This window comes from Escherichia sp. E14V7 (assembly GCF_004212225.1).
Classification (GTDB): Bacteria; Pseudomonadota; Gammaproteobacteria; order Enterobacterales; family Enterobacteriaceae; genus Escherichia.
Genome location: NZ_RHJJ01000001.1, coordinates 137318 through 159563, shown reverse-complemented (window position 1 = coordinate 159563; position 22246 = coordinate 137318). Strand labels below are relative to the sequence as shown.

Below are 22246 nucleotides of genomic sequence, written 5' to 3'. Positions count from 1 at the left end.
GAACATACCGGGCAGAATATCTGGCTAACAATGTAGCGTCCAGCCCCTTACCATAAAAGGAAGTAAAGAGAGGTCAAGAATTATGATTACTACCCGAACTGCCAGGCAGTGTGGACAAGCAGACTACGGATGGTTGCAGGCCCGGTATACTTTTTCCTTTGGACACTACTTCGACCCTAAATTGTTAGGCTATGCCTCCCTGCGCGTGCTTAACCAGGAAGTGTTGGCCCCAGGAGCCGCCTTCCAGCCACGTACCTACCCAAAAGTTGATATTTTGAATGTGATTCTCGACGGAGAAGCAGAGTATCGGGACAGCGAAGGTAATCATGTTCAGGCCCACGCCGGTGAAGCCTTATTGCTTTCTACTCAGCCGGGCGTGAGTTATAGCGAACATAATATCAGCAAGGACAAACCGTTAACGCGAATGCAGCTCTGGCTGGATGCCTGCCCGCAACGGGAGAATCCGCTGATTCAAAAACTGGCGCTAAATATGGATAAACAGCAATTAATCGCCTCGCCAGATGGCGCGAAAGGTAGCCTGCAACTGCGCCAGCAGGTGTGGCTGCATCATATTGTGCTCGCCGAGGGAGAAAGCGCGAACTTTCAACTGCACGGTCCGCGTGCTTATTTGCAATCGATCCACGGTCAATTTCATGCGCTTACGCATCACGAAGAGAAAGCAGCGCTGACCTGCGGAGATGGCGCATTTATTCGTGACGAGGCTAACATTACACTCGTTGCTGATTCCCCGCTGCGCGCTTTGCTGATAGATTTACCTGTCTAGTTTTTTTACAGGGAGAAGATGATGAGTAAAAAATCGGCGAAAAAACGTCAGCCAGTAAAGTCCGTTGCAGCGAAAGAAACCACCCGCGCTACCAAAAGTTTTGGCTATGAAGAGATGTTGAGTGAGTTGGAGGCGATAGTCGCCGACGCCGAAATACGGTTAGCCGAGGATGAAGCTACCGCATAAAAACAGATTGCCGGATGCGGCGTAAACGCCTTATCCGGCCTACAAAACCAACAAATTGCACAATCCGTAGGCCGGATAAGATGCGCCAGCATCGCATCCGGCATCAGGTATAACATCCGAAATCCGGCGCTTACCTGGCCTTACTGGCCATAATCTCGATAATCTGCCGATCCGTTTGCTGCATTGAATGACTTGCCAGCGCGCACAGGTTGGCGATTGACTGCTCAACATCATGCGCCACGATCCCTTCATTGCCGGTCACGGCGGTATCATCCAGCGCCATTAACACCGCTTTCCACGCCGCCGACGCACTGGTCGAAACCTTCATCGCGCAACTGTTCGACGCGCCATCGCAAATCATACCGCTAACATCACCGATCATGCTGCTGATTGCCATCGAGATGGTTTCATAACGCCCATCCACCAGCCATGCCATCCCAGCGGCGGCGCCCATTGCGGCGGTCGTTGCGGCACACAGCGCAGACAAACGCGGTAACTGGTTATGGATATAAATCGCGCTCAAATGCGAAAGCATCAGCGCGCGCGCCAGCCGTTCATCATCTGCCCCGAAGTGTTCCGCGACAACCACCACGGGCATTGTCGCGGTGATCCCCTGGTTGCCAGAACCGGAGTTACTCATTGCCGGAAGCGTTGCGCCACCCATACGCGCATCGGATGCCGCGCTGGTACGAATCACAATTGACGAGGAGAGATCTTTCGCCAGCAAACCGCGTGCACACTGTTTTTCCAGCGTCGCGCCAATATGCAGCCCCCAGTTCCCACTCAAACCTTCCTGCGATAACGCGCAGTTTAATTTCGCAGAATCGAGAATAAAGCGGATAGCCTCAAACGGCACTTCATTGACGAACTTCAGGATCTCGGCCAGCGTCGTTCTGGAGAGCACCGCCAGCGGCGACTCTTGCTCGCCCTCTGCTACACAGGCCTGCTGGGTAAACACCACGCCATTGTGCGTCTCGATATGCACAATGTTGGTATGCCCGCCGACGATGGTGACACAAGCCCACTGCTCGCCGTTCCAGACTTTGGCGCGTGAGAAGAGGATTTCATCGCAAGGTTCCTGGATCTTGACCGAGACTTTCCCCGCCGCCAGCAACGCTTTGGCATCGGCAATTGCCTGCGCCGTTGCGTCTTTCAGCACTTCCAGCCCGGCGTTGGCATTTCCACCTAACGCCCCCAGCGCCGCTGCAATCGGCAGCCCCACCATTCCCGTACCGGGAACGGTGACGCCCAGACCGTTCTTCATCAGATTTGGCGAAACCCAGGCTTCTACACGTTCAACCGGACCTTCCAGTTCTGCCGCAGCAACCGCCGCCGCCAGCGCCAGTGAGATCGGTTCAGTACATCCCAGCGCCGGTTTTACTTCCTCCTGAACTGCAAGGATGTAACGCTGCCATAACGGATTTAAAGTCGAATCAAACATAATAAAAACCTTAAAAGTTCAGGTAAATCATGAAAATGCCAGGAACGGAGAAACGCAAAGCAACAAACCGGTGATGATAATCAGGTACAGAGAGGCACCTTTGTATTTGTGCAATGCCGGTACTTTGTAAACCAACCACGCCGGGATCAGGCACCCTACCATGCCGAAAATCGGGCTACAGATAGAGGTAAAGCTCAACACTGGCGCATTCAGTACGATGGCGCTCCAGGCCAGTAAAATGGCGAAAATCATGATGCCGCGCTGAACGAGATTTTCGTTAATCTTCTCAGCTGGCATCTTGCGGCGCAGGATGTTCATTACGATCCCTTGCGTTGCTTCGCGAAAGCCTAAATAGACGCCAAAGAACGCTGTCATTACGGCAAAGATATTGAGGATGACGCTGACCACTTTCACCCATGCTGCACCGTCGCCGCTAATAAATTGAGCTGCAATCGCCAGCGCGGAAATATTCTGCTCATAGGCTTTTACTGCTTCGTCATGTCCCATCGCCAGAGTGAACGACACTGCGTAGAAAAAGACGGTGACAAACAGGATCCCAAACGCAATGTTCATCGCCCGCAACGCTTTATGTCGCGCTACTTCGATCGATTTTTCTCGCGAGCGATAGGAAATCACCATCGGGCTTAACGTCTGAATAAACAGAATCGAGGTTAAGGTAAACGGCAGTGTGATAATGGCGTTTTTCACCAGCAGCCCCAGCGGCGGCAGCGAACCCACGTTATACAGATGCCACATCCCGACCATCGACACGCCCAGCGCTGCCACCACCAGCAGTTTGGTCAGCACCATGCCGGTCGAAATTTTGAATAACAGTTTCTCGCCGCGTGAAGAGATCGCTACCAGAATACAAATCAGTACCAGGCCATAAAACGGACTGTCAGACAGCAATCCTTCCGTCACGCCGAAAGTGTGCAGATAGGAGGCGCTATCGTTAGTGATGGCGGTGGAGTAAACAAACATCCAAATAACCAGCATCACAAAGTAAAGTGCACCTAACAAAATGCCCCAGTTTTTACCCAAATAACCACTAATGACACTCGGGTAATCTTTACACTCTGGAGATTCCGCCAGCGTATTAATAAACAATCGCTGAAACAGATACATTGCCGGGTAGCCAATCACTGATGAGAGCAAAAATACCCACAATCCCATCAATCCGACCTGCACCGGGAGAAAAACTATCCCCGCGCCAATCGCCATCCCAATACTCATAATCACCCAACCGGTGTCGGTACTGTCGAATTTGATAGCTTCACGCCATTCACTTTCACTCATTCCAGCACGACCCGCCGGGGTCGAAGCGTCTGCAATGACGCCTTTATTCGTTGCAATTTCCATAAGTTCTCGCTCAATATTTTGTAGGGCTTATTATTTTTTTCGAGCCGCATCAAGGCGATACGCGGTCTACGTTTTTTTGCAGGCGAGTTATTAGAATGAAGAAATGATACGCGTGAGGTCAGAGAAAATCTTCACAATCAAGACTTTGAAATAGCAGTTATGGATAATAATTTTCTATCAAATCAATCTTAGAGAAATAGTTATTCTCTATTTGCGGCAGATCACAATAAAAAAGGGTGCACATTTTGTGCACCCCAGTATAAACGCGGATGAGATATCAGCCGCAGACCACTTTAATGGCCAGTCCTCCGCGTGAAGTTTCGCGGTATTTATCGTTCATATCTTTGCCGGTTTCGTACATCGTCTCGATAACTTTATCGAGAGAAACACGCGGTGCAGAAGTGCGTCCCATCGCCATCCGCGCAGCGTTCACGGCTTTAACAGCATTAATAGCATTGCGTTCAATACACGGAATTTGCACTTGCCCGGCAACCGGATCGCAGGTCAGTCCCAGGTTGTGTTCCATAGCGATTTCCGCCGCATTGCACACCTGCGCCGGACTGCCGCCCAGCAGTTCGGTTAACCCTGCCGCCGCCATTGAACAGGCCACGCCAATTTCGCCCTGACAGCCCACTTCCGCACCGGAAATGGAGGCATTCATTTTATACAGCGCACCGATAGCGCCAGCCGCCAGCAGAAAACGAGCAATGGAGCGCTCATTGAGCGGGCGGCGGAATTTATCGTAATAGGCCAGCACCGCAGGAATAATGCCGCAAGCGCCGTTAGTTGGCGCTGTCACAACACGCCCGCCAGCGGCATTTTCTTCGCTGACTGCCAGAGCAAACATATTGATCCAGTCAATCACGTTCATCGGATCGTTAGAGATATTGTCGCTGGAAACCAGCAAACGTCGCAGCGCCACCGCCCGACGTGGCACATTGAGCGGGCCTGGCAGCACACCTTCGGTATTCATACCGCGTTCAATACCGTCATGCATCACCTGCCAGATACGCGAAAAACCAGCATCAATTTCGGCTTTGCTACGTAGCACCAACTCGTTTTGCAGCATCAAACCAGAAATAGATAACCCGTTGTAATCACACATTTTCAGCAGCTCACCTGCTGAATGGAAATCGTAAGGGACGAGCGTTTCAACATCCAGTGACAGGCCGAATTGTTCTTCTTCGACAATAAATCCGCCACCGACTGAATAATAGGTTTTGCTTAACAGTTCTTCCTGCTCTTTCCACGCGGTAATACGCATCCCATTCTCATGACGGGGCAGCGTTTCCGCATGGAAAATAATGTTCTTTGCCACTGGGAAATCAACGACATGTGCGCCCGCTGCCACCGGCAACCTTCCGTTGCGCGTCACTAATTCCATAAATGCAGGTATCTCATCAATAACAACGTCCTGCGGACTATTTCCTGCCAGTCCCATGATGATAGCGATATCCGTGGCGTGACCTTTGCCCGTCAGTGACAACGATCCATAAAGATCGACCACAATGTGGCTCGTCGCGGTTAATAAGCCGCTCTTCTCCAGTCGATCAATAAAACTTTTTCCGGCATTCATTGGCCCCACGGTATGAGAACTGGAGGGACCAATCCCAATTTTGAAAATATCGAATGCACTAATCATATCCACACCCTCGGATTGCCGTTCGTGAAGAGGAGCGGAGCGACCCTGCGATCGCCCCGCTCAGGAGCTTTATGCGTTGCGTACCGCGATAGCTTCAATTTCCAGCTTCACATCTTTCGGCAAACGCGCTACCTGCACGCAGCTGCGTGTCGGGTAGGTCGCCTGATGCTCGTCAAAAAACTGCTTGTAAACTTCATTGATGGTGCCAAAGTCATTAAGGTCGGTAATGAACACCGTCATCTTCACGATATCGCCAACGGTCAGCCCGGCAGCAACCACGATCGCTTTGACGTTTTCCAGACTTAAACGCGCCTGATCTTTCACGTCCGCAGGGATCTCCCCGGTCTGCGGGCAAACCGGAATTTGTCCGGAGGTGAAGACCATGCTGCCTAAATCAACGCCCTGAACATACGGGCCAATTGCGCCTGGCGCACGTTGCGTTTCGATAATCTTTTTCATACATCCTCCGGCATCAAAGCGCCTGGGTAAAGGTACGTGAAATCACATCCTGCTGCTGTTCACGGGTCAGTGCGTTGAAGCGCACGGCATAGCCAGAGACACGGATTGTCAGGTTCGGGTATTTTTCCGGGTGCTCAATGGCATCCAGCAACATTTCCCGATTCATAACGTTGACGTTGAGGTGCTGACCACCTTCCACATCCGCTTCGTGGTGGAAATAACCATCCAGCAGGCCGACAAGGTTGGTTTTGCGTACCGGATCTTCTTTACCCAGCGCCGCAGGGACAATTGAGAAGGTGTACGAAATACCGTCTTTGGCGTAGGTGAACGGCAGCTTGGCAACGGAGGTCAGCGAAGCCACGGCCCCTTTGCGGTCACGACCGTGCATCGGGTTAGCACCTGGTGCGAACGGTGTACCGGCGCGACGACCATCCGGTGTGTTACCGGTTTTCTGGCCGTACACCACGTTAGAGGTGATGGTCAGAATCGACTGAGTTGGTACAGCGTTACGATAGGTTGGCAGGGCTTTAATTTTCTTCATAAAGCGTTCAACCAGGTCGCAAGCAATGCTGTCTACGCGCTCGTCGTTGTTGCCGTACTGCGGATATTCGCCGTCGATTTCAAAGTCGACCGCCAGGCCGTTTTCGTCACGAATCGGTTTCACGCGGGCATATTTGATTGCGGAAAGTGAATCCGTCGCCACCGACAGGCCCGCAATACCACATGCCATCGTGCGATAAACATCACGATCGTGCAGCGCCATCAGTGAGGCTTCGTAGCTGTACTTGTCATGCATGTAATGGATGATGTTCAGCGCGCTGATGTACTGCACTGCCAACCAGTCCATGAAATGGTCGAGGCTGCTCATGACTTTGTCGTAGTCCAGAACGTCGTCCATCAATGGTGCTGTTTTCGGGCCGACCTGAATCTTCAGCTTCTCATCCACCCCGCCGTTGATTGCGTACAGCAGCGTTTTCGCCAGGTTAGCGCGTGCGCCGAAGAACTGCATCTGCTTACCAATCACCATCGGGCTGACGCAGCAGGCAATCGCGTAATCGTCGCTGTTGAAGTCAGTACGCATCAGATCGTCGTTTTCATACTGCAAAGAAGAAGTGACGATGGAGACTTGTGCCGCATATTTTTTGAAGGCAATCGGCAATGCTTCCGACCACAGAATGGTCAGGTTAGGTTCCGGTGCTGGCCCCATGGTGTGCAGTGTATGCAGATAACGGAAGGAGTTTTTGGTCACCAGGGTACGACCGTCCAGCCCCATCCCGCCGATGACTTCCGTTGCCCAGATAGGGTCGCCGGAGAACAGCGAATCAAATTCCGGCGTACGCAGGAAGCGCACCATGCGGATCTTCATGATGAAGTGGTCGATCAATTCTTGCGCCTGCTGCTCGTTGAGCACACCGGCTTTAAAGTCGCGTTCAATGTAGATATCGAGGAACGATGCTGTACGGCCCAGCGACATCGCGCCGCCGTTTTGCGATTTCACCGCCGCCAGGTAAGCGAAGTAGAGCCACTGCACCGCTTCCTGCGCATTCTGCGCTGGACGAGAGATGTCGAAGCCATATTTCGCCGCCATTTCCTGAATCTGCAGCAGCGCATGACGATGTTCTGCCAACTCTTCACGCAGACGGATGGTGGCTTCCAGATCTTGCCCTTTTTCCAGACGAGACTGGAGATCGGCAAATTGCAGTTCGCGTTCACGGACCAGATAACTGATGCCGTACAACGCCACGCGGCGATAGTCACCGATAATACGTCCACGGCCATAACCGTCCGGCAGACCAGTCAATACGCCAGATTTACGGCAGCGCAGCATATCCGGTGAGTAAGCATCAAATACGCCCTGGTTATGGGTTTTACGCAGATCGGTAAACACGTATTCAAATTCGCTGTCCATTTCACGGCCATAGGCGTGGAATGAACTTTTAATCATGTTGATGCCGCCGAACGGATGCAGCGCACGTTTCAGTGGCGCATCTGTTTGCAGGCCAACGATTTTTTCCAACGGCTGGTTGATATAACCTGCATCATGGGCAGTAATGGTGGTGGCAATATTGGTATCGAAATCAACCGGCGCATGGGTCGCGTTTTCGATACGAATACCTTCCATCACCTTTTCCCACAATGCCGTAGTGGCTGGCGTCGCTTCGGCGAGGAAAGATTCATCCCCTTCATACGGTGTATAGTTATGTTGAATAAAATCGCGGACATTAATTTCGTTTTTCCAGTCCGTACCTTTAAAGCCAAGCCATGCGTCGGCGTACAGCTTATCGCTGGTATCAATATCTACCTTCATGAAAAATAATCTCTCTACAATACTTCAACTAAATTATGCAAATTCTGCGGGTGCTTTAACTTTGCCTAAATGAATTGCATCTAGCGCAATCATTTTTTCTTCATTAGTCGGAATAACGGCGCAAATTACGCGCGCATTTTCACTGGACACAATTCTTTCACCGTAAGCGTTAGAGCGATTATTCATTTCTGCATCAATCTCTACGCCTAATACAGTCAAATGTTCCATGACCAGACGACGAATTAAACTTGAATTCTCACCTATTCCGCCGGTGAATATAATTCCATCCAGGCGATGTAATGAGGCAGCGTGTCCGGCAATATGACGGGCAATTCGGTGAACAAACGTTTTAATTGCCAGTTGTGCACGTTCATGACCTTCATGCCAGGCTTTTTCCAGTACACGCAAGTCGGAAGAAAGACCGGAAATCCCCAATAGTCCCGATTCTTTATTCACCACGCGTTCCAGGTCGCTAAGACTCTGGTTGGTTTGACTGGCCACCCAGGACATCGCGCCGAAGTCGACATCGCCACTGCGCGTCCCCATCATCAGCCCTTCCAGCGGCGTCATCCCCATTGAGGTGTCCACGCTCTGCCCGTTACGAACCGCGCAAATAGACGCGCCATTGCCAAGATGCGCCACCACCAAGCCGGAGTCATCTTCCGCCAGATCCAGCAGAGAATGCGCACGCTGGGACACATAGCGGTGAGACGTGCCGTGGAAGCCGTAGCGGCGCACCCCCAGCTCTTCGTAATATTTCCACGGCAAGCCGTATAAAAACGCTTCCGGGGCCATTGTCTGGTGGAAGCTGGTATCAAATACTGCTACCTGAGTTACGCCAGGAAATAATTGCTGGGCCGATTCAATGCCACTTAAATTGGCGTAATTATGCAGCGGCGCCAGTGGAGAAACGCGACGGATATTATCAATGACTTCATCGGTAATAATGGCGGACTCGGTAAAAATACTGCCGCCGTGGGCGATGCGGTGGCCAATTAAGGCCACGCTGTCATTTAAATTCCGTTTTTCCAGTTCAAACGCAATTGCCTTCAATGCACCTTCGTAGCTGTGGTGAGCCAGCGGTGCTGGCTCTCCTCCATTTACGGATAAGAATGCATTTTCCGAATTAATACCGTCGGCAATACCTGACATTAATACTTCACAGTTCGAGGCATCCAACACGGAAAACTTAATTGAAGACGAACCACAGTTAATAACCAAAACAACCGGAAATTCATTCATCTCTTTTCTCATCCTGAGTTACGGATTAAAACAGTTTGTACACGATGTTCAGGATGGTCAGCAGACCAATCACGGTAACAAACACGTTATCCAGACGACCACGGTATTTCGCCAGCGACGGCGCTTTACGGATGGCATACATCGGCAACAGGCACAGCAGTGAAGCGATAATCGGCGCGCCCATGGCTTCAATCAGGTCCAGAATGTTCGGGTTGGCGTAAGCAACTACCCAGGTGGAACCCATGATGAAGATCATGCTGATGGTGTTCAGTTTGCCGGAAGACACTTTCGTCTTATCGCCTTTGTAGCCGAACTTCAGTACCAGACCGTTCAGACCTTCCAGCGTTCCCAGATAGTGACCGAAGAAAGATTTGAAGATAGCAACCAGTGCGATAATAGAAGCGGCATATTCCAGTACGGTGGCGAACGTCGATTTCTCGCCGGACATGGAAGCAAAGTGGTTAGCCAGATAAGAAAGCACCGGAATGTTCTGTGCTTTTGCTTCCGCCATGTTTGCCGGAGACAGCGTAAACAGGCAGCTGAAGGCAAAGAACATGACCACGGCAACCATCAGCATGCTGGCACGGGAGATGATCTGTGAGCATTTCTGCTCGGTGAAGTCGCGACCGAAGTCTTTCTCATACTCTTCACGCTTAGAAACCACGAAGGAAGAGACGATTGGCGAGAAGTTAAAGGAGAAGACCATGATGGAAATCCCCAGCCAGACGGTAATCAAGATACCGTCATGACCGGTTAACGTCAGCGCACTGAGGTCAACTTGATCAATAACAGCAGAGTTCCAGTAAGGGATCAGTGACAGAGAAATCAGTACCAGGCTGGCGATAAATGGCCATACCAGGTAACTCATCACTTTAACCATCAGATCCTTACCAAACCAAATGACGAACGCCATCAGCAGCAGCAGGAACAGCGCCACGAAGCCGCGGTTCAACGCCGCAAAGCCAAGCTGGTTTTCCCAGAACGTCATAAAGGTGTTGGTAATGGTTACGCCATAAATCCACAACAGTGGGCAAATTGCGAAGAAGTACAGGAACGTGATGACCACGCCACCCGTTTTACCAAAGTGCTCTTCCACCGTTTCCGTAATGTTGCCGGAAGGGTTAGAGCCAGAAAGACACAGACGCGCCAGCGCCCGGTGGCAATAAAACGCGATGGGGTATGCCAATACCAACATCAGAAGAATCGGGATCAGTCCGCCAAAACCTGCGCGGATAGGGAAGAACAGCACGCCGGCACCAATAGCTGTGCCGAACAAACCCAACGTCCATGTGGTATCTGATTTACGCCAGGACGATTGTTTTGTCTGGCTGGATACAATGCTATCTGAAGTACTCATATCCTATCCTCAACGAATTAATTAAGCGTCAACGAAACCGGTGATTTGAGAGACGCGAGAAAGATCGATATTACCGCCGGAAATAATGCTGACGGTTTTTCTGTTTTGAATATATTGGTCTAATTTACCGCTTAATAACGCAGCACATGCCAGAGCGCCTGCGCCTTCGGTGACGACTTTATTGCGCTGAATTAAGGCAATCATACTGTTTCTGATTTCGTCTTCGCTGACCAGCACGATGTCATCGACTAATTCACGAACGATTTGGTAAGTTAAATTACCCGGGCGGGCGACATCACAACCATCCGCCAGGGTGCCGGTAGTTCGGTGCGTGGTTATTTCTCCCGAGTGGAAAGAAGCCGCCATGCCGTGAACGTTTTCTGATTGCACACCAATAACACGAATTGTCGGGTTAATAGATTTAATCGCTACCGCAATACCAGCAATTAAACCGCCACCGCCAATTGGCACAATCACATTATCGACATCATAGAGATCTTCCATAATTTCCAGGCCAATCGTTCCCTGACCGGCAATCACTTTCGGATCATCATAAGGTGGGATAAAAATACGGCCTTCTGTTTCGACAATTTCGCTAACTTTGGCGATGGTGTCGTTAAAGTTGTCGCCGTGCAGAACAACTTCAGCGGAGTAGTCACATGTCGCCGCGACCTTGGATTTTGGCGCACCTTTCGGCATTACCACTTTCCCGTCGATGCCCAGCATTGCGCAGGAGAGCGAAACCCCTTGCGCATGGTTACCCGCAGAACAGGCCACCACACCTTTGCGTTTTTCAGCATCGGTTAAAGAGCTTAATTTATTAAATGCGCCACGAATTTTAAATGAACCAGTACGCTGCATATTTTCAAACTTAAGGAATATTTCACCTTTGCAACGTTCACTAAAATAATTGGATCGAGGCATGCCTGTTTTATAAATTCGCCCAGCCAGTCGTTGTTTTGCTTCGATAATGTCATCAATAGCAACCGGGAGATCGTATGTAATATGCATGATAAACCTCTTAACCTGAATTAAATATGTAGGTAACCGTAACCGACACCCGAAAAAAGACAGGTGGATTATTTATGTTTGAGAAAAACAAATAACTAATCAGCTTCTATTAATTGTCTTCGTCTACACCCATTATAAGATGAATACTCTTTGGCTAGTTCAACCAAAACCGATGCTGCTTTTTTAATACGATAATTTTTTGACCATACCGCGGCATATCGCGCCACGGGCAACGTTTCTTCAACCGGAATAGTAATAAATTGATTAGAACCAAAAGGTGAAGTCATATCACAAGGAATCACGGTTAAGAAATCAGCATTGAGAACAAGATTATAAATTGTCACGACTGAGTCGGTTTTAACGATGTTTTCAATACTGATGCCATTTCTTTGTAACGTGGTGAGAAGTTCGCTGTAGTATCCCATATTAGTTTGCGGCAACACCCACTGTTCGTTTTTCAACGACTCCAGCGTGGTAGTGCCGGTGCATGTTCGGGACTTGCTGGCCACCAGCACAAACTCGGACTCGAACAGCGGCTCAACATGCAAATCCTGAAGCTTCATCTCTGCACTTAATGTACCAATCGCAAAATCGAGGCGTCCGTCGCGGATAGCAGGTAAGAACGAGGACAACTGTGCTTCATACATTGAGACTTGCGCTCTCGGGAACACCTCTTTGAATTTGTTGATCATCCCGGACATAAAGGTAAAGCCAATTAGCGAAGGAAAACCAAATGAGACTTCCACCACGGCTTCAGAGGACATACCGCTTATCTCATTAACCATATTTTTCATTTCGCGGGTAATGGATTCGGAACGTGAGAGCAACAATTGACCAGCTGGCGTCAGCGTTACACCGGTATTTTTCCGTACCACTAATTCCACGCCAAAATAATCTTCAATATCATTAATGATTTTACTTACAGCAGGTTGAGTTAAACCTAATTCTTTTGCAGCCGAGCCAATAGAGCCACTTCTGATGACTTCCTGAAAGACTACCAGGTGCTGCGTTTTAGGAAGAAGAATAGTGCTCATATCGACCTGCATTAATTACCTCATTGACGACATGAAGTGTATCAAAATGGAATGAATAGGATATGTGCGACCACTCACAAATTAACTTCCAATTGCTTTCCAGGCATCTACTTAAATCAATATAAATCTTTAATATCAATGAGTTGACATAATAAAATCAGCGTAAAGCCTGACTTTTATCAAAAAACATAGGGGGGGATAACCATATTTTATGGCGATAACAACACGCTTTATATGGCTTATTAAAAAATGTCCTGCGACGATATTTCAAGCAAATATCGTGTATTTCTCAGGCAAATTTTAAGTTAAATTTAATGAGCAAGTTATCAAATTTTATTATAAACAAATCATATTTACAGGTAAATAATGCGCCGCGTCACATTTTTTCGCGGAATTTGTTGGTCACAAAACATCTATTTTATCAATATTTTAAAAAATCGAATACAGATATTGATCATCTCGAACAATTGATTAACGTCAACTTTTACCATCATAGCAGGACATCATTTTGTGAATGCAATCGTTTTCCATGATTTCTGCTGCCCCCATAATGCACGGATAGCATTTTGTGTTGATGATCACAAAACTAATAATTCATATTTGAAGGTAAGTAATCTTGGGAGACAACAAGGGTGACGAAAAAAGAGTATTTATACTGAAAAAAAGAAACTGACCGATAAGCCGCTTTCTTTTAGGTATAGTGTCGTGGACAGTCATTCATCTTACCGCCGCGCAAAAGCAAAAACCCGCCAGTTTGCACTGGCGGGTTTTCGTTGAAGAGGTGAAACTGACCGATAAGCCGCTTTCTTTTAGGTATAGCGTCGTGGACAGTCATTCATCTTACCGCCCCGCTAAAAGCAAAAACCCGCCAGTTTGCACTAGCGGGTTTTCGTTGAAGAGGTGAAACTGACCGATAAGCCGGGTTCTGTCGTGGACAGTCATTCATCTAGGCCAGCAATCGCTCACTGGCTCAAGCAGCCTACCCGGGTTCAGTACGGGCCGTACCTTATGAACCCCTATTTGGCCTTGCTCCGGGTGGAGTTTACCGTGCCACGGACTGTTACCAGCCGCGCGGTGCGCTCTTACCGCACCCTTTCACCCTTACCTGATCCCACTCGCGTGGGCCATCGGCGGTTTGCTCTCTGTTGCACTGGTCGTGGGTTTCCCCCCCAGGCGTTACCTGGCACCCTGCCCTATGGAGCCCGGACTTTCCTCCCCTCCGCCCGTCTCCCCCGAAGAGGACGACGACGAAGCGGCGACTGTCTGGTCAGCTTCGGCGCGCAGTATAGAGGGTTTACACGCCCTTGTCACCCCGCGTTGCGCATTCCAATCGCCAGTGTTGCAGCAATATTGCGCGAAGCTCGGTAAATATTGTCATAAGCCCCACTGAAAGCTTCATCCAGCGTAACAATACTGTTTAACACGCTGAATACAGCATCGATACCATGCTGGTGCACAACGCCAACATCCTTCGTAAGACTACCCGCAATGCCAATTACCGGTTTATTGTATTTCTTCGCCACATTAGCCACCCCAATCGGTACTTTGCCATGGATGCTCTGGCTATCAATGCGCCCTTCTCCGGTGATAACCAGCGTGCAATCATGAATATGTTCTTCCAGATTAAGCGCCGTAGTCACAATCTCAATGCCGCTCTTTAGCTCTGCGCCAAGAAAAGCCATCAACGCCGCGCCCATTCCGCCCGCCGCACCTGCACCGGGGACGTCTTTCACATCAACATGCAGCGATTTTTTGATGACATCAGCATAGTGAGAGAGATTCTTGTCCAGCTCGACAATCGTGGCTTCATTCGCCCCTTTTTGCGGGCCAAAGATCCGCGAAGCGCCACTGTCGCCCACCAGCGGATTGGTGACATCACAGGCGACGCGAATCGTACAATTCTTTAAACGTGGATCGAGGCCAGTGATATCAATGGTATTCAGAGTATTAAGACTGCCGCCGCCAAAGCCGATTTCATTGCCATTGGCATCGCTTAACTTCGCTCCCAGCGCCTGCATCATCCCTGCACCGCCATCGTTGGTGGCGCTGCCGCCAATGCCGATAATGATACTTGTTGCACCGCTCTCCAGCGCCTGCAGGATTAACTCCCCTGTGCCGCGTGAAGTGGTTACCAGCGGATCACGCTTTTCCGATGGCACCAGCGCCAGCCCACTGGCCGCCGCCATTTCGATAAACGCGGTTTTACCGTCGCCGGAGATCCCCCAACTGGCATTCACTTTCTCGCCCAGCGGCCCTGTAACCCAGGCGTGACGTTCAGCCCCCTGGGTGGCAGCAATCATCGCTTCCACCGTTCCTTCGCCACCGTCGGCAACAGGAACAGAAACGTACTGTGCATCAGGAAAAATTTCCCGAAATCCTTTTTCTATCGCCTGCGCAACCTCGCTGGCTGATAAACTTTCTTTATAAGAGTCTGGGGCGATTACGATTTTCATACCTTTGCCTGTTACCACATGACGCCGGGGGGCGTTTCTCTTATTCGGCCTGGATTCCAGGCCCGGATAGCAATAAGCCATCCGGGCACGACGTCATTAGCGAGTAACTTCGACTTTCGCCAGTTTTTCGTAGTAGCACGCAAGGGCGCTATGGTCTGCTATTCCCAGACCATCGGCACGCAGCGCTTGCATCATCTCCATAACCGCAGCCGTCAGCGGCAGTTGCGCGCCAACGCCGTGGGAGGTATCCAGCGCATTCGCCAGATCCTTAATATGCAGATCAATACGGAAACCTGGCTTGAAGTTACGGTCCATCACCATTGGCGCTTTCGCATCCAGCACGGTACTGCCCGCCAGTCCGCCACGAATTGCCTGATAAACCAGATCCGGGTTAACGCCTGCTTTGGTTGCCAGCGTCAACGCTTCTGACATCGCGGCAATATTCAGCGCCACAATGACCTGGTTGGCCAGTTTGGTGACGTTGCCTGCGCCGATTTCCCCGGTATGTACCACAGACCCCGCCATCGCTTTCATTAAGTCATAGTATTTGTCGAAAATAGCCTTATCGCCACCCACCATCACTGACAGAGTGCCATCAATCGCTTTCGGCTCACCACCGCTAACCGGAGCATCCAGCATATCAATGCCTTTCGCTTTCAGCGCTTCGCTGATTTCACGGCTTGCCAACGGTGCGATAGAACTCATGTCGATCAATACCGTGCCGGGTTTCGCGCCTTCAATAATGCCATTTTCACCCAGCGCCACTTCTTTCACATGAGGAGAGTTTGGCAGCATGGTAATGATGACGTCGCACTGTTCAGCGATCGCTTTAGCCGTAGCGGCTGTTTCTGCACCTGCAGCAATCACGTCAGCAATAGCTTCTGGGTTACGGTCAGCAACCACCAGCGAGTAACCTGCTTTCAGAAGGTTTTTACTCATTGGTTTACCCATAATACCCAAGCCAATAAAACCAACTTTCATAGTCATATCAATCATCTCTCTTGTTGCGGTGGTGGTTATTTTTTAAAGGTATCTGCCAGTTTCTGGGTGGCAGAGCGGAACACGCCGAGATCGCTACCAACAGCCACAAACGTCGCGCCCCATTCCAGATAACGACGCGCATCGGCTTCGACCGGTGCGAGGATACCGCTGGGTTTGCCGTGCGCTCTGGCACGGTTAAAAATATGTTGAATCGCTTTTTGTACATCCGGGTGTGATGCATTGCCGAGATGGCCTAATGCCGCAGCCAGATCGCTGGGACCGACGAAGATGCCGTCTACACCTTCGGTAGCGGCGATGGCATCGACGTTATCTACGCCTTGCTGACTTTCAATCTGGACCAGAATGGTGATGTTCTTGTTCGACTGTGCGAAATAATCCGCCACGGTGCCAAACATATTGGCGCGGTGAGAAACGGAAACGCCGCGAATACCTTCTGGTGGATAACGAGTAGATGCCACTGCTTGTACCGCTTCCTCTTCTGTTTCGACAAATGGAATCAGGAAGTTATAGAAACCGATATCCAGAAGACGCTTAATAATTACCGGTTCGTTGGTCGGCACCCGCACCACTGGCGCGCTGGGGCTACCTTTCAGGGCCATCAGTTGGGGAATAAATGTGGAGATATCGTTTGGCGCATGTTCGCCATCCAACACCAGCCAGTCAAAGCCAGCCAAACCAAGAACTTCAGTGCTAATCGGGTTAGAGAGAGCTGACCAGCAACCAATTTGTACCTGTTTCGCAGCTAGTGCGGCTTTGAATTTATTGGGAAAAATATCGTTATTCATCGCTTATACCTTTGCTTATTTCTGCAATTCCATACGTTTAATGTCGCCAACCACGAAGAGGTAGCAGACCATCGCCATCAGCGCCGAACATCCCACGAAAACCAGTGCTGCATTGAAGGAGTGCAGTTCACTTACCAGGTAGCCAATCACCAGTGGAGTGACAATGGAGGCAACATTGCCAAAGACGTTAAAGACGCCGCCGCAGAGACCAACAATCTCTTTCGGCGCGGTGTCAGAAATCACTGGCCAGCCCAGCGCACCAAATCCTTTGCCAAAGAAGGCCAGCGCCATCAGCATGACCACCAGCGTGGTGTTGTTGGTGTAGTTACATAAGATGATGGTGGAAGCCAGCAACATTCCCAGTACAATCGGTAGCTTACGAGCCAGGGTCAGTGACAAACCGCGTTTGATCAGATAATCCGAGAAGACACCACCGAGCACGCCTCCAGCAAAACCACACAGTGCCGGAATCGAGGCGACCAGGCCTACCTTCAGAATCGACATACCTTTTTCCTGCACCAGATAAATCGGGAACCAGGTAAGGAAGAACCAGGTGATGGTGTTGATAAAATATTGTCCGAAAAATACACCCAGCATCATGCGACTGGAGAGCAATTGCTTGATGTAATGCAGTTTGGGACCGCTTGCCACCGCACTGCCCGGCTTTTTGTGGTCCATATCAACCACCGCGCCATTTTCAGAGATAAACTTCAACTCTTCCGCGGACATGCGTGGATGATCTGTCGGGTTATGAATCAACTTGATCCACAGCGCCGTCAGCACAAAGCCAATCACTCCCATAACGGTAAAGACGTGCTCCCAGCCCCAGGCAAAAGTCAGCCAGCCAAGCAGCGGTGAGAAGAGCGCCAGCGAGAAATATTGTGCCGAGTTAAAGATGGCGGAGGCAGTACCACGTTCTTTCGTCGGGAACCAGGCCGCGACAATACGGGCGTTCGCCGGGAATGACGGCGCTTCCGAAAACCCCAGCATAAAGCGCATAAAGAACATGGAGATCCCTGCCCAGGCCAGCGGGAACATATCGACAAAGCCTTGCAGGAAGGTGAACAACGACCAGAAAAAGAGGCTGTAAGTATAAACTTTCTTCGAGCCAAACTTATCAAGCAACCAGCCGCCGGGGATTTGCATCAGCAGGTAGGCCCAGCCAAAAGCAGAGAAGATGTAACCCATCGAAACCGCACTTAACTGCAACTCTTTTGCCACTTCGGTACCAGCAATAGACAGCGTTGCACGATCGGCGTAGTTAACGGCGGTAACAATAAAAATAATCAGTAATATTAAATAGCGGGTATGCACGCCTTTCTTTTTTTCGTCAACGGTGTCCAGAATCATTTTATTTACCTCGGGTACTTATGCTGATTTTTATTATTATGGGGAAGATGTTATTTATGAGTTTCATTTATGCCGTAATGACAATGAACTCGGGAATCAGTATAAGCAGCGCGAGAATAATAATCATTGTGCAAATGCTAATTTAATTAATACGATTTAAATATTATTTTGAGCATATGCACATAAGGTTGCGCGCTAAAGCACAGATTTACGCATTGCCTTGCCGGGCGGTACTGCAATCCCTGAAATGATTGACATTGATCACATTTCTGCGTTTAAACTCCTGACATTCTTATTTCACCCAATGAAGTCATTTATTTTTAAATGAGACCAGGTCCTCATTTTAATAGTCCCTGGCTGGAGAATATTGCACAATGGCCAACATCGAAATCAGACAAGAAACGCCAACTGCGTTTTATATAAAAGTTCACGACACAGATAATGTGGCAATTATTGTTAATGATAATGGCCTGAAAGCAGGAACGCGTTTTCCGGACGGACTGGAATTAATTGAACATATTCCTCAGGGGCATAAAGTCGCATTGGTGGACATTCCGGTTAATGGAGAAATTATTCGTTATGGCGAAGTGATTGGTTACGCCGTGCGCGCCATCCCACGCGGAAGCTGGATCGACGAATCAATGGTAGTACTACCGGAAGCGCCACCGTTACATACGCTACCACTGGCAACCAAAGTCCCGGAACCCTTACCGCCGCTGGAAGGTTATACCTTTGAGGGCTATCGCAATGCTGATGGTAGCGTGGGTACCAAAAACCTGCTCGGCATTACCACCAGCGTCCACTGTGTGGCAGGCGTGGTGGATTACGTAGTAAAAATCATTGAGCGCGATCTGCTGCCAAAATACCCGAACGTCGATGGCGTGGTGGGGCTGAATCACCTGTACGGTTGTGGCGTGGCGATTAATGCTCCGGCGGCTGTAGTGCCAATACGTACCATTCACAATATTTCGCTCAATCCAAATTTTGGCGGCGAGGTGATGGTGATTGGCCTGGGCTGTGAAAAGTTACAGCCTGAACGTTTATTGATTGGAACGGATGATGTGCAAGCTATTCCAGTAGAAAGCGCCAGCATTGTCAGCTTGCAGGATGAAAAGCATGTCGGCTTTCAATCAATGGTCGAGGATATTTTGCAGGTCGCCGAACGCCATCTACAAAAACTGAATCAACGGCAGCGAGAAACCTGCCCGGCTTCGGAACTGGTTGTCGGCATGCAGTGCGGTGGCAGCGATGCCTTTTCTGGCGTAACGGCAAACCCGGCGGTTGGGTATGCGTCTGATCTACTGGTGCGCTGCGGCGCAACGGTGATGTTTTCAGAAGTAACGGAAGTGCGTGACGCGATCCATCTGCTGACACCGCGCGCCATTAACGAAGAGGTCGGCAAACGGCTGCTGGAAGAGATGGAGTGGTACGATAACTATCTCAATATGGGAAAAACCGACCGCAGCGCCAACCCTTCGCCGGGCAACAAGAAAGGCGGTCTGGCAAACGTGGTAGAGAAGGCACTCGGCTCCATTGCGAAATCGGGTAAAAGCGCAATTGTTGAAGTGCTGTCGCCTGGTCAACGCCCGACTAAACGCGGATTAATTTACGCCGCGACGCCAGCCAGTGATTTTGTCTGTGGCACGCAACAGGTGGCTTCGGGTATCACCGTGCAAGTGTTTACGACCGGCCGTGGTACACCGTACGGCCTGATGGCGGTACCCGTCATTAAAATGGCGACCCGCACCGAGCTGGCAAACCGTTGGTTTGACTTAATGGATATCAACGCAGGCACCATCGCCACCGGCGAAGAGACCATTGAAGAGGTGGGCTGGAAGCTGTTCCACTTTATTCTCGACGTCGCCAGCGGGAAGAAGAAAACCTTCTCGGATCAATGGGGACTGCATAACCAGCTGGCGGTGTTTAACCCAGCACCGGTGACCTGATTTCTTTTGGAACGTCCCTCGCAAAACATGGCCTTAGTGCCATGTTTTTATTGTTTAAAGTCCCCACGTCCATTAATAATGCATTTGCATTACCTTAGTTCAAGCTTATAATTTGAGCAGAAAACAGGCTGTAAAAGGACAGTGAACAATGCCCGCTAATGCTCGCTCTAACGCTGTACTGACCACTGAATCAAAGGTCACGATACGCGGACAAACAACTATCCCCGCGCCAGTGCGTGAGGCCTTAAAACTGAAGCCCGGCCTGGACAGCATTCATTACGAAATTCTGCCTGGTGGGCAAGTATTTATGTGCCGACTGGGAGATGAACAGGAGGATCATACTATGAATGCATTTTTGCGTTTTCTGGATGCAGATATCCAGAACAACCCGCAAAAAACTCGTCCATTCGACATTCAACAAGGAAAGAAACTTGTCGCTGGCATGGACGTCAACATTGATGATGAGATTGGCGACGACGAATAATGGATTTTCCACAAAGGGTTAATGGTTGGGCGCTATATGCTCATCCCTGCTTTCAGGAAACCTACGACGCTTTAGTTGCCGAAGTCGAGACATTAAAGGGGAAAGAGCCTGAAAATTATCAGAGAAAAGCCGCCACAAAGTTATTGGCGGTAGTCCATAAAGTGATTGAGGAGCATATCACGGTCAATCCATCATCACCGGCATTCCGTCATGGCAAGTCGTTAGGCTCTGGGAAAAATAAAGACTGGTCACGGGTAAAATTTGGTGCTGGTCGTTATCGTCTCTTCTTTCGTTACAGCGAAAAAGAGAAAGTCATCATTCTGGGATGGATGAACGATGAAAACACGCTGCGCACCTACGGTAAAAAAACAGATGCCTATACCGTATTCAGCAAAATGTTAAAAAGAGGACATCCTCCTGCCGACTGGGAAACCCTCACCCGAGAGACAGAAGAAACCCATTGATAATATTCACAATGCCCGCCGAACGCATTCGTGTTGACCAGCGGGCGCCATTTATCACTCCTCGACCAGAATCACTTCAACCCCTGCCTTTCGCAGCCCTTCCAGGCTATCTGCAGGAATGCCTTTATCGACAATGATCATGTCGATCCGCTGGGTATCGATGATCTTATGTAAGCTGGAGCGGTTGAACTTACTGGAATCGGTAACTACGATGATCCGTTCCGCAACTTCGCACATCCGACGGTTTAAACGGGCTTCATCTTCATTATGCGTGCTGACGCCGCGCTCCAGATCAATAGCATCTACGCCAAGAAACAGCATATCGAAGTGGTAATTTTGCAGCGATTGTTCAGCCTGATCGCCGTAAAAAGATTGCGATTGACGGCGCAAATGCCCGCCGGTCATCAGCAGCTCAACGCCTTCCGCTTCCAGCAAAGCATTGGCCACGTTCATACCGTTGGTCATCGCAATTACGTCAGTGTGCTTGCGCATCAGACGAGCAATCTCAAAAGTGGTGGTCCCGGAGTCGAGGATCACCCGATGACCTGGCTGAATCAACTCAACGGCAGCTTTCGCAACGCTGCGTTTCATCGCCGTGTTGAGCGCGCTTTTATCTTCCACTGATGGCTCGACTGACGGCGTCGTGCTATCGCAGATCAACGCGCCACCATAGGCACGCACAGCGATCCCCTGCTTTTCCAGAAACGCCAGATCGTTGCGAATCGTCACAGTAGATACGCCATACAATGCCGATAGATCATTTACTTGCACACTTCCTTGCTGGCGTAGACGCTGAATGATCTGTTCTCGTCGCTCGCTGGTGCCTGTCACTCGCTTCTCACCTGAAGCGTCGGTATTACTCATAGTAAGTCCTTTCGTAAAACTTTCGTTTCATTTCGTTTTGCCTATTAACGCCTTTCTATTAAGCAAATGCAAGCC

20 protein-coding genes and 1 other RNA gene are annotated in these 22246 nt (G+C 49.9%); 6 read left to right on the top strand and 15 right to left on the bottom strand.

Annotated features, from left to right (window positions below):
- Positions 1-82: 82 nt before the first annotated feature.
- Positions 83-784: a pirin family protein gene (locus D9741_RS00805; protein WP_130218287.1), complete on the top strand. Its 702-nt coding sequence runs from the start codon at positions 83-85 to the stop codon at positions 782-784.
- A gap of 21 nt (positions 785-805) precedes the next feature.
- Positions 806-970 (top strand): protein YhaL, encoded by a 165-nt coding sequence (yhaL, locus tag D9741_RS00800; protein WP_130210466.1) that lies wholly within the window; start codon positions 806-808, stop codon positions 968-970.
- Between the two features lie 130 nt (positions 971-1100).
- On the opposite strand, the gene cyuA is transcribed toward yhaL, so the two are convergent.
- The 9 genes from cyuA to tdcA all read right to left on the bottom strand — a co-directional run bounded on the left by cyuA (position 1101) and on the right by tdcA (position 12823).
- Complete coding sequence (gene cyuA, locus D9741_RS00795) at positions 1101-2411, bottom strand: cysteine desulfidase (RefSeq protein WP_130210816.1); 1311 nt, start codon at positions 2409-2411, stop codon at positions 1101-1103.
- A gap of 27 nt (positions 2412-2438) precedes the next feature.
- Entirely contained in the window at positions 2439-3770 is a 1332-nt protein-coding gene (locus D9741_RS00790) for an amino acid permease (RefSeq protein ID WP_130218289.1), read from the bottom strand.
- A gap of 277 nt (positions 3771-4047) precedes the next feature.
- Entirely contained in the window at positions 4048-5412 is a 1365-nt protein-coding gene (gene tdcG / locus D9741_RS00785) for an L-serine ammonia-lyase (RefSeq protein ID WP_130218291.1), read from the bottom strand.
- 69 nt (positions 5413-5481) lie between these two features.
- The gene (locus D9741_RS00780; RefSeq protein ID WP_064529572.1) at positions 5482-5871 is read right to left on the bottom strand and encodes an enamine/imine deaminase; all 390 of its coding nucleotides are present in this window, start codon (positions 5869-5871) and stop codon (positions 5482-5484) included.
- A gap of 13 nt (positions 5872-5884) precedes the next feature.
- Positions 5885-8179: a 2-ketobutyrate formate-lyase/pyruvate formate-lyase gene (gene tdcE / locus D9741_RS00775; protein WP_130218293.1), complete on the bottom strand. Its 2295-nt coding sequence runs from the start codon at positions 8177-8179 to the stop codon at positions 5885-5887.
- Positions 8180-8212: 33 nt separating this feature from the next.
- Entirely contained in the window at positions 8213-9421 is a 1209-nt protein-coding gene (gene tdcD / locus D9741_RS00770; RefSeq protein WP_130218295.1) for a propionate kinase, read from the bottom strand.
- 25 nt (positions 9422-9446) lie between these two features.
- Entirely contained in the window at positions 9447-10778 is a 1332-nt protein-coding gene (gene tdcC, locus D9741_RS00765; protein ID WP_130210806.1) for a threonine/serine transporter TdcC, read from the bottom strand.
- A 21-nt stretch (positions 10779-10799) separates the two neighbouring features.
- Entirely contained in the window at positions 10800-11789 is a 990-nt protein-coding gene (gene tdcB, locus D9741_RS00760; RefSeq protein ID WP_130218297.1) for a bifunctional threonine ammonia-lyase/L-serine ammonia-lyase TdcB, read from the bottom strand.
- A gap of 95 nt (positions 11790-11884) precedes the next feature.
- Positions 11885-12823 (bottom strand): transcriptional regulator TdcA, encoded by a 939-nt coding sequence (gene tdcA / locus D9741_RS00755; protein ID WP_130210820.1) that lies wholly within the window; start codon positions 12821-12823, stop codon positions 11885-11887.
- A gap of 314 nt (positions 12824-13137) precedes the next feature.
- Here tdcA and tdcR point away from each other — a divergent pair, with 314 nt between their 5' ends.
- On the top strand, positions 13138-13356 hold the full coding sequence (gene tdcR / locus D9741_RS00750; RefSeq protein ID WP_217355970.1) for a transcriptional activator TdcR: 219 nt from the start codon (positions 13138-13140) through the stop codon (positions 13354-13356).
- Positions 13357-13721: 365 nt separating this feature from the next.
- Here tdcR and rnpB read toward each other — a convergent pair.
- The 5 genes from rnpB to garP all read right to left on the bottom strand — a co-directional run bounded on the left by rnpB (position 13722) and on the right by garP (position 18413).
- Positions 13722-14098, bottom strand: an RNA gene (gene rnpB / locus D9741_RS00745) — RNase P RNA component class A.
- 32 nt (positions 14099-14130) lie between these two features.
- A complete protein-coding gene (gene garK, locus D9741_RS00740; protein ID WP_130219249.1) occupies positions 14131-15276 on the bottom strand; it encodes a glycerate 2-kinase in 1146 nt (381 codons plus the stop codon).
- A gap of 96 nt (positions 15277-15372) precedes the next feature.
- Positions 15373-16263: a 2-hydroxy-3-oxopropionate reductase gene (gene garR, locus D9741_RS00735; RefSeq protein WP_130219247.1), complete on the bottom strand. Its 891-nt coding sequence runs from the start codon at positions 16261-16263 to the stop codon at positions 15373-15375.
- Positions 16264-16292: 29 nt separating this feature from the next.
- A complete protein-coding gene (garL, locus tag D9741_RS00730) occupies positions 16293-17063 on the bottom strand; it encodes a 2-dehydro-3-deoxyglucarate aldolase (RefSeq protein ID WP_130204646.1) in 771 nt (256 codons plus the stop codon).
- 15 nt (positions 17064-17078) lie between these two features.
- Positions 17079-18413, bottom strand: coding sequence for a galactarate/glucarate/glycerate transporter GarP (garP, locus tag D9741_RS00725; RefSeq protein ID WP_064529564.1), 1335 nt, complete (start codon positions 18411-18413; stop codon positions 17079-17081).
- A gap of 374 nt (positions 18414-18787) precedes the next feature.
- On the opposite strand from garP, the gene garD reads away from it, so the two are divergent.
- The 3 genes from garD (at position 18788) to yhaV (ending at position 21307) form a co-directional block, all read left to right on the top strand.
- Positions 18788-20359, top strand: coding sequence for a galactarate dehydratase (gene garD / locus D9741_RS00720; protein ID WP_130219245.1), 1572 nt, complete (start codon positions 18788-18790; stop codon positions 20357-20359).
- 148 nt (positions 20360-20507) lie between these two features.
- Positions 20508-20843 carry a type II toxin-antitoxin system antitoxin PrlF gene (prlF, locus tag D9741_RS00715; protein WP_001296435.1) on the top strand — a complete coding sequence of 112 codons (336 nt, stop codon included), beginning with the start codon at positions 20508-20510 and terminating at the stop codon, positions 20841-20843.
- Positions 20843-21307 (top strand): type II toxin-antitoxin system ribonuclease toxin YhaV, encoded by a 465-nt coding sequence (gene yhaV, locus D9741_RS00710; RefSeq protein ID WP_130219243.1) that lies wholly within the window; start codon positions 20843-20845, stop codon positions 21305-21307. Before prlF ends, yhaV begins: the two co-directional genes overlap by 1 nt.
- A 54-nt stretch (positions 21308-21361) precedes the next feature.
- Here the strand turns inward: yhaV and agaR are convergent, their stop codons facing one another.
- Complete coding sequence (gene agaR / locus D9741_RS00705; RefSeq protein WP_130219241.1) at positions 21362-22171, bottom strand: aga operon transcriptional regulator AgaR; 810 nt, start codon at positions 22169-22171, stop codon at positions 21362-21364.
- Positions 22172-22246 lie beyond the last annotated feature (75 nt).